Here is a 7,455-nt window from a genome sequence, read left to right as displayed (position 1 = left end):
CAGGGCTGCATCTCCAAAAGACTTAAAAGATGCGGCCTGGCCGACCAGGCCGGTGCGCATCCTGGTGGGGTTTCCGGGCGGCTCTACGCCCGACATGGCGGCGCGCAGCCTGGCCGAACCCCTGAGCCACGCCCTCGGCCAACCCGTGATTGTGGAAAACAGACCCGGCGCGTCAGGCAACATCGCGGCCGACCAGGTCGCCAAAGCCACTGACGACCATACGCTGGGCGTCGTCATCAACGGCAACCTGACCTCGGCCAAGCTGCTGTACTCCAGACTGCCCTATGACCCGGCCAAAGACTTTGCGCCCATTTCATTGCTGACCACCGCACCGCTGGTGCTGGTAGCGCCTGCGAGCCAGCCCGGTGGCGCCGAATTCTTCGCTGCCGCACGCCAGGGCGGCAGCCAATGGAACTATGGTTCAGTCGGCAACGGCTCGGTCGCACATCTGGGCATGGAACTGCTGAAAAGCCGCATGCCCGGCGTCACACCTGTTCACGTGCCCTTCGCCGGCAACCCGCAGGTGGTGACCGCCATGCTGGGCGGCCAGATCCAGATGGCGCTGATCCCGCCCGGCGTGGCCATGCCGCATGTGCGGTCGGGAAAGCTTCGGGCGATCGGCCTTGCCGGCGGGCGCTCTTCTCTTGTGCCCGAGGTGCCGCCGCTGGCCGATGCCGGCGTGACCAACGTCAACCTCGAAGTGTGGACGGCGCTGATCGGCCCGGTGGGCCTCTCCAAAGCCGCCCAGGCGCGGCTGGCGCAAGAAGTGCCGCGCATCATCCGCGACGCCGACACGCGGCAAAAGTTGTTTAACCAGGGGTGGCAAGCTGTGGGCACTTCGCCCGACGGCCTGAGGAGCCGCGTCAAAGACGAAGCCGCCATTTTGGGCGGCATCATCCAGTCGCGCGGTATCAAACTCGAATAGGCAGCGAAAGACAGCCATGCCCACGATCACAGAGCCCGCACGCCCCCTGCCCGTCTACGGCGAATTCGATGTCGTCGTAATCGGCGGCGGGCCAGCAGGGCTTGCTGCCAGCGTCAGCGCCGCGCGGCACGGCGCACGCACCTTGCTGGTGGAACGCTACGGCTTTCTAGGCGGCATGGGCACAGCCGGCGGCGTCACCAATTTCGCGGGCCTCTACGGCCGCAAAAGCGGCCGGATACAACAGGTGGTGCGCGGCGTGGCCGACGACCTGCTGCAGCGCATTGACGCGCTGGGTGGCCTCAACGCGCCGCAGGACGGCATGCAGGGCCGCATCCGCGTGCGCTCCTACGACGTGTCGGCTTACAAGTGCGCAGCCGACCAGTTGCTGGTGGCGGCCGGTGTGCAAATCCTTTTTCACGCCTGGGCTGCTGCGGTGGTGATGGAGGGCAACCGCATCAGCGCTTTGGTGGTCGAGACCAAATCCGGCCGCCAGGCAATTCGTGCCGCGCGTTTCATCGACTGCTCGGGCGACGCCGATGTGGCGAACTTTGCCGGTGTGCCGTTTGAGCTGGGCGACGGGCACGGCAGCGCGCTGTTTCCCTCCACCATGTTTCGCGTCGGCCACGTGGACGCACCCCGCGCGCTGGCGGCTGTGGGCGAATTCAAAGCCATCAACATCTTGATGGCCGAGAGCCAGGCGCGTGAGCCAGGCCGCTACAAGTTTCCCCGTGAAGGTGCCATCCTCCGCCCCCAGAAGAACCCGACCGAATGGCGCGCCAACGTCACGCAGATACGCAACGCGCAAGGTACGGCCATGGATGCCACCGACGCGCGGCAGCTCAGCGAGGGCGAGCTTGAAGGCCGGCGCCAGATCACCGAATACTTCCGCTTCCTGAAGCATGAAGTGCCGGGTTTTGCGGATTCGGCCATCGTCGACATCGCGCCGCAGGTCGGCATCCGCGAGACGCGCCGTATCCAAGGGCTCTATGCACTGAGCGGTGAAGACATCCTTTCATCGGCCCGCTTTGACGATGCCATCGGCATCAATGCCTGGCCAATGGAACTGCATGCCGATGGCCGGATCGACTGGCAGTTTCCGCACAACGTGGACGCGGCTGAAGGCCGCGCCTACAACGACTTGCCCTGGCGCATGCTGGTGCCGCAAGGTGTCGCCAACCTGCTGGTGGCCGGTCGCTGCGCCTCGATGACGCACGAAGGCCAGTCGGCCGCGCGCGCCAGCGGCGGTTGCTTTGTGATGGGCCAGGCAGCGGGCACGGCGGCGGCCATGCCGGGCGCCGGGCAGGCTTTTTCCGATACCGACGTGAAACAGCTGCAGCAGTTGCTCACGCGGGACGGCGTGTATTTCGATAACGACCTTTAAGCGGCGATCTTTCACCCCAGAGACTGGACATCCATCATGGACATGACGCCCCCTACCGCCCCAGGCCGGCCCTCAGCACCCCACGGCGCAGCACGCAAGGCCTTTTATGAAGCCATCTCGGCGCACAGCATGACGCCGCTGTGGGAAGTGCTGCATGCGCTGGTGCCGCAGTCGCCCAGCACGCCTTGCCAGCCGGCGCTGTGGAAGTACACCGACGTATGGCCCTTCCTGATGAAGTCGGGCGAACTGATCACGGCCGAAGAGGCCGTGCGCCGTGTGTTGATCCTGGAAAACCCCGGCCTGCGCGGACAGTCGTGCATCACGCAGTCGCTGTACGCAGGCCTGCAGGTGATCATGCCGGGCGAAATAGCGCCCAGCCACCGCCACACACAAAGCGCATTGCGCTTCGTGGTGGAAGGCCATGGCGCCTTCACCGCCGTGGATGGCGAACGCACGCAGATGAAACCCGGCGACTTCATCATCACCCCCAGCTGGACCTGGCACGACCATGGCCACGAAGGCCGTGTCGAATCTGACGCGCCCGTAGTCTGGCTGGACGGCCTGGACATACCCATGCTGCGCTTTTTCGATGCCGGTTTCGCCGAAAACGGCACGGCCAGGCAACAGGAAGTCACCAAGCCCGAAGGCATCAGCACCCACCGCTATGGCGCCAACATGCTGCCGATGCGGTATGACGCCCCGTTCGGTGAAACCTCGCCCATCTTCAGCTACCCCTACGACCGCACGCGCGAAACCCTGCACCAGCTGGAAACCCATGCCGACATCGATGCCTGGGACGGCGTCAAGCTGCGCTATGTGAATCCGGCCACCGGCGGCTCACCCATGCCGACCATGGCCACCTTCATGCAGCGCCTGCCGGCAGGCTTTGCAGGCAAGCCCTGGCGCCAGACTGACGGGGCCGTGTTCAGCGTGGTTGAGGGCACGGGCTCCGTTGACATTGAACGGAACGGCGAAACCCGGACGTTCGAGTTTGGCCCGCGCGACCATTTTGTGATTCCGTCGTGGCACACTGCGCAATTGCGTTCGGCGCAAGGTTGTGTGCTGTTCAGTTTTTCAGACCGCCCGGTGCATCTGGCACTGGGCATACACAGAGAAGAAAGGTTGTCATGAGTTTTGTCATCACCCCACCRGCCGCGGTGTCCGTCCCCGTTGTCGGCACCAAAGACCGGTTTCCGGTCAACCGCATTTATTGCGTGGGCCGCAACTACGAAGAACACGCCAAGGAAATGGGCTTTACCGGCCGTGAGCCGCCCTTCTTTTTCCTCAAACCCGCGAATGCCGCTGTCGTGGTGGACGCCGGCGCGACGGGCACCATCCCCTACCCATCGCTGACCAAGAACCTGCACCATGAAATCGAGCTGGTCGTGGCCATTGGCACCGGCGGTAAAAACATCAAGGCCGCCGACGCGCAAAAGCACATCTACGGTTATGCCGTGGGCCTGGACATGACGCGCCGCGACCTGCAGGGCGAGATGAAGAAGCAAGGCCGCCCATGGTGCATTGGTAAAGCCTATGACCACTCCGCCCCCATCGGCCCTATCACACCCGCTGGCCAGGCCGGTGACGTGGCCAATGCCGAGCTCTACATCCAGGTGAACGGCAAGGATCGCCAGCGCAGCAATGTCTCCAAGCTGATCTGGAATATTGCCGAAACCATTGAACACCTGTCGGCAGCATGGGAGCTGCAGCCCGGCGACCTGATTTACACCGGCACGCCCGAAGGCGTCGCGGCCGTGGTTTCGGGCGACACCATGGTCGGCGGTGTAGCGGGGCTGGAAACACTCACTGTCAAAGTCATCTGAACAAGGTGTTGGCAAGCGCATGTCACGGCGGGGCAGCTGCGCGATAACCGCGCAACTGCTTTAATCACCGCGCAAATACCCCGTTTTACCCGGGGTAACCCGCCTGACTGCTTGCCTCCTCAATTCTGATAATCGGCTTACCCGGTTTTTGGGAGCTCCCAAATGCCAAGACCTGCTTTTTGGAGAGCCTTCTTGAAAATCCTGCAGTCCCTTGCAAAATTCTGCGCTGTGCTGGCCGGCGTTCTGCTCACGGTGATCACGCTCATGACCTGTGCCAGCCTGATTGGCCGCAACCTGCTGGGCGCGACCCTCGTCGGCGACTTCGAACTCACCGGTGTGGTCACCGGGGCCGCGATCGCGCTGTTCATGCCCCTTTGCCAGATCAAACGCGGCAACATCATCGTCGACTTCTTCACCGCCAAACTGGGCGAAACCTCGAACGACAGGCTGGACCGTTTCGGTGCCTTGCTGTTGGGCCTGGTGTTTGCCCTGTTGGCCTGGCGCACGGTGCTGGGCGGCCTCAATTCGTACAACACGCACTCTGAAACCCAGATCCTGGGATTTCCCGAATGGACGGTGTATGCCGCCATGGTTCCGCCCTTTGTGCTGACCTGCGTGATCGGTGTGTACCAATCCGTCTTCGGCTTCGGCGACGCCCATGCGCCGCACAATCCGCTGGACGAGCTGGAGGCACACGTATGAGCTCCATCACGCTGGCTCTCGTCATTTTCGGCATCATGCTGGTCTTCATGGCCGTGCGCGTGCCTATCGCAGTTGCCATGTTTACCGCGGGCGCCATCGGTTACGTGATGCAGACCGGCTGGGGGCCGTTTTCCAGCTTCCTCAACACCCAGGCCTTTGCGCGCTTTGCCAGCTACGACCTGTCGGTGATTCCGCTCTTCATCCTGATGGGGCATTTCGCGACGCAGGGCGGCATCAGCCGCGCGCTGTTCGGTTTTGCGGCAGGCGTGATGGGCCGCTTCAAGGGCGGTCTGGCCATGGCGTCCATCCTGGCTTGTGCGGCATTCGGCGCCATCTGCGGCTCCTCGGTGGCCACGGCCGCCACCATCACCGGCGTGGCACTGCCAGAGATGAAACGCCACGGTTATTCAGGCCGGCTTGCCACGGGCACTCTGGCAGCCGGCGGCACCCTGGGCATCCTGATCCCCCCATCGGTGCCGCTGGTGATTTACGCCATCCTCACCGAGCAGAATATCGCCAAGCTGTTTGCGGCGGCCATGGTGCCGGGCATCATCGCGATGTTCGGCTACATGGTGGCCATTGCCATCTACGTGCGGCTGGTGCCCGGACAGGCGCCCGAGGTAGACAACGACAGGCCGCCGATGACGATGGCCTCCGCGTTGGGCATACTGCCCATCGCCATCATCTTCCTGATCGTCTTCGGCGGCATTTACGGCGGCCTGTTTACGCCGACTGAAGGCGCCGCGGTGGGTGCCGCCGCCACTTTCGTAGCCGCCTTGCTCAAGCGCGAGATCACCTGGGCCAAATTCAAGCTGTGCTTTTATGCCACGGCGGAAAGCTCGGCCATGATCTTCCTGATCTTTATAGGCGCCGACCTCATGAACTCCGCCCTGGCCCTGACGCAGGTGCCTAACCAGCTCGCCGGCGTGGTCGGCGGTTGGGGACTGTCGCCGCTGATGGTTGTCACGGCCATCCTGCTGTTTTACGTGGTGCTGGGGGCCGTGATGGACGAGTTGTCCATGCTGCTGCTGACGATTCCCATCTTTTTCCCGATGGTGATGGGCCTGGATTTCGGCATGGCCAAGGAATCCACCGCGATCTGGTTCGGCATCATGGTACTGATGACGGTCGGCTTTGGCATGCTGGCGCCGCCGGTGGGCCTGAACGTCTATGTGGTCAATGGCCTGGCCAAAGACGTGCCTATCAGCGAAAGCTACAAAGGTGTCATGCCATTCCTCATCAGCGACACCATCCGCACCACCCTGCTGCTGCTGTTCCCGGGCATATCGCTGTGGCTGGTGAAATACATCAGCTAGGGTCTATGGCTAGGGCTTTTACCGCTTCTCAAACCCATCCGCTTGCCTTAAGTTAGTCAAATTGTTTATAGGAGACACGCCATGATTCAGCGACGAACCCTTCTCAAGACCAGCGCCGCCGCAGCCTTGGGCGCACCGGCGCTGTCGGGCCTGGCCCAGCAGGCCGTGACACTGAAGTTCCATACTTTCATGTCGCCCTCGTCCAATGTCTGGCTGGCCATGCACAAGCCCTGGATGGACAAGGTCGAAAAAGAATCCGGCGGCCGTATCAAGTTTGAAGGCTACCCGGCCATGCAGCTGGGCGGCACGCCTGTACAGCTCTACGACCAGGCCAAAGACGGCGTGGTTGACGTGGTGTGGACATTGCCCGGCAATACGGCCGGCCGCTTCCCGCGGATCGAGGTGTTTGAGCTGCCCTTCATGATGTCCAACGCCGAAGCGACTTCCAAGGCGTTCTGGGAATACGTGCAAACCGTTGCACCCGATGAATTCAAGGATACGCAGGTGCTGGCGCTGCAGGTGCACGGCCCCGGTGTGATCCACACGGTCGACAAGCCCGTCAAGTCGATTGCCGACATGCGCGGCCTCAAGCTGCGCGCGCCGACCCGCCAGGTCACCAAGCTCATGGGCGTGCTGGGCGCCACGCCCGTCGGCATGCCGCTGCCGCAGATTCCCGACGCGCTGAGCAAGGGCACCATTACAGGGTGCGTGATTCCGTGGGAAGTCGTGCCTTCGGTCAAGGTCAACGAGCTCACCAAATTCCATGCCGAGTTCGACCCCGCCGGCGGCAGCCTTTACACCACCACCTTTGTGATGGCCATGAACAAGGCGAAATACAACTCGCTCGCACCCGACCTCAAGAAGGTCATCGACAACAACTCCGGCATGGCCACCTCGGCMTGGCTGGGCAAGGTGCAGCAGGGCAACGACGTTCCCGGCCGCAAGACCGCCAGYGACCGCGGCAACACGATYTACACCGTGAGCGCGGCCGAAGCCCAGGAATTCCGCCGCAAATCGCGTACGGTGGARGTCGAATGGGTGGAAGACATGAACAAGAAGGGTTTTGACGGCAAGAAGCTGCTGGACACGGCACGCGCCCTGATTGAAAAGCACACCAAGACGACCAAGACTTGATCAATACCCGTGCTGGGTGCGCATTCATGAAACCGGGCTTATGCCCGGTTTTTTTATGCCCTACCCATGTTCTTATGCCTTTTCGGCTTTCAGCCCAATGAATACGGGCGCAATCGGCTCCTGATTTAATAGCACTCCACTTCGGGCAAAACCAGCACGACAGCCGGGTTACTG

The 7,455-nt window shown here is 62.6% G+C and carries 7 protein-coding genes; all 7 read left to right on the top strand.

What is annotated here, in order from left to right:
* On the top strand, positions 1-925 hold a 925-nt coding region (locus tag AC1D1X_RS11295), incomplete at its 5' end, for a Bug family tripartite tricarboxylate transporter substrate binding protein (protein WP_477698293.1).
* A 16-nt stretch (positions 926-941) separates the two neighbouring features.
* Complete coding sequence (locus AC1D1X_RS11290) at positions 942-2,306, top strand: FAD-dependent oxidoreductase (RefSeq protein ID WP_477669092.1); 1,365 nt, start codon at positions 942-944, stop codon at positions 2,304-2,306.
* A gap of 36 nt (positions 2,307-2,342) precedes the next feature.
* A complete protein-coding gene (gene gtdA, locus AC1D1X_RS11285; protein WP_477669091.1) occupies positions 2,343-3,437 on the top strand; it encodes a gentisate 1,2-dioxygenase in 1,095 nt (364 codons plus the stop codon).
* Entirely contained in the window at positions 3,434-4,129 is a 696-nt protein-coding gene (locus tag AC1D1X_RS11280; protein WP_477669090.1) for a fumarylacetoacetate hydrolase family protein, read from the top strand. The genes gtdA and AC1D1X_RS11280 overlap by 4 nt, the downstream gene beginning before the upstream one ends.
* Positions 4,130-4,321: 192 nt before the next feature.
* On the top strand, positions 4,322-4,831 hold the full coding sequence (locus tag AC1D1X_RS11275) for a TRAP transporter small permease (protein WP_477669089.1): 510 nt from the start codon (positions 4,322-4,324) through the stop codon (positions 4,829-4,831).
* The gene (locus tag AC1D1X_RS11270; RefSeq protein ID WP_477669088.1) at positions 4,828-6,147 is read left to right on the top strand and encodes a TRAP transporter large permease; all 1,320 of its coding nucleotides are present in this window, start codon (positions 4,828-4,830) and stop codon (positions 6,145-6,147) included. Before AC1D1X_RS11275 ends, AC1D1X_RS11270 begins: the two co-directional genes overlap by 4 nt.
* A gap of 81 nt (positions 6,148-6,228) precedes the next feature.
* Positions 6,229-7,281 (top strand): TRAP transporter substrate-binding protein, encoded by a 1,053-nt coding sequence (locus AC1D1X_RS11265; RefSeq protein ID WP_477669087.1) that lies wholly within the window; start codon positions 6,229-6,231, stop codon positions 7,279-7,281.
* Positions 7,282-7,455: the final 174 nt, after the last annotated feature.

It is taken from the genome of Polaromonas sp. P1_G4, from assembly GCF_056405475.1.
Note: the sequence above shows the minus strand (reverse complement) of the source record. Positions and strands in the feature narration are given on the sequence as shown.

What these genes read in the sequence shown, in the direction of transcription:
- AC1D1X_RS11290 (WP_477669092.1), top strand. Translation starts at nt 942, where the DNA reads ATGCCCACGATCACAGAGCCCGCACGCCCCCTGCCCGTCTACGGCGAA.
- gtdA (WP_477669091.1), top strand. Translation starts at nt 2,343, where the DNA reads ATGGACATGACGCCCCCTACCGCCCCAGGCCGGCCCTCAGCACCCCAC.
- AC1D1X_RS11270 (WP_477669088.1), top strand. Translation starts at nt 4,828, where the DNA reads ATGAGCTCCATCACGCTGGCTCTCGTCATTTTCGGCATCATGCTGGTC.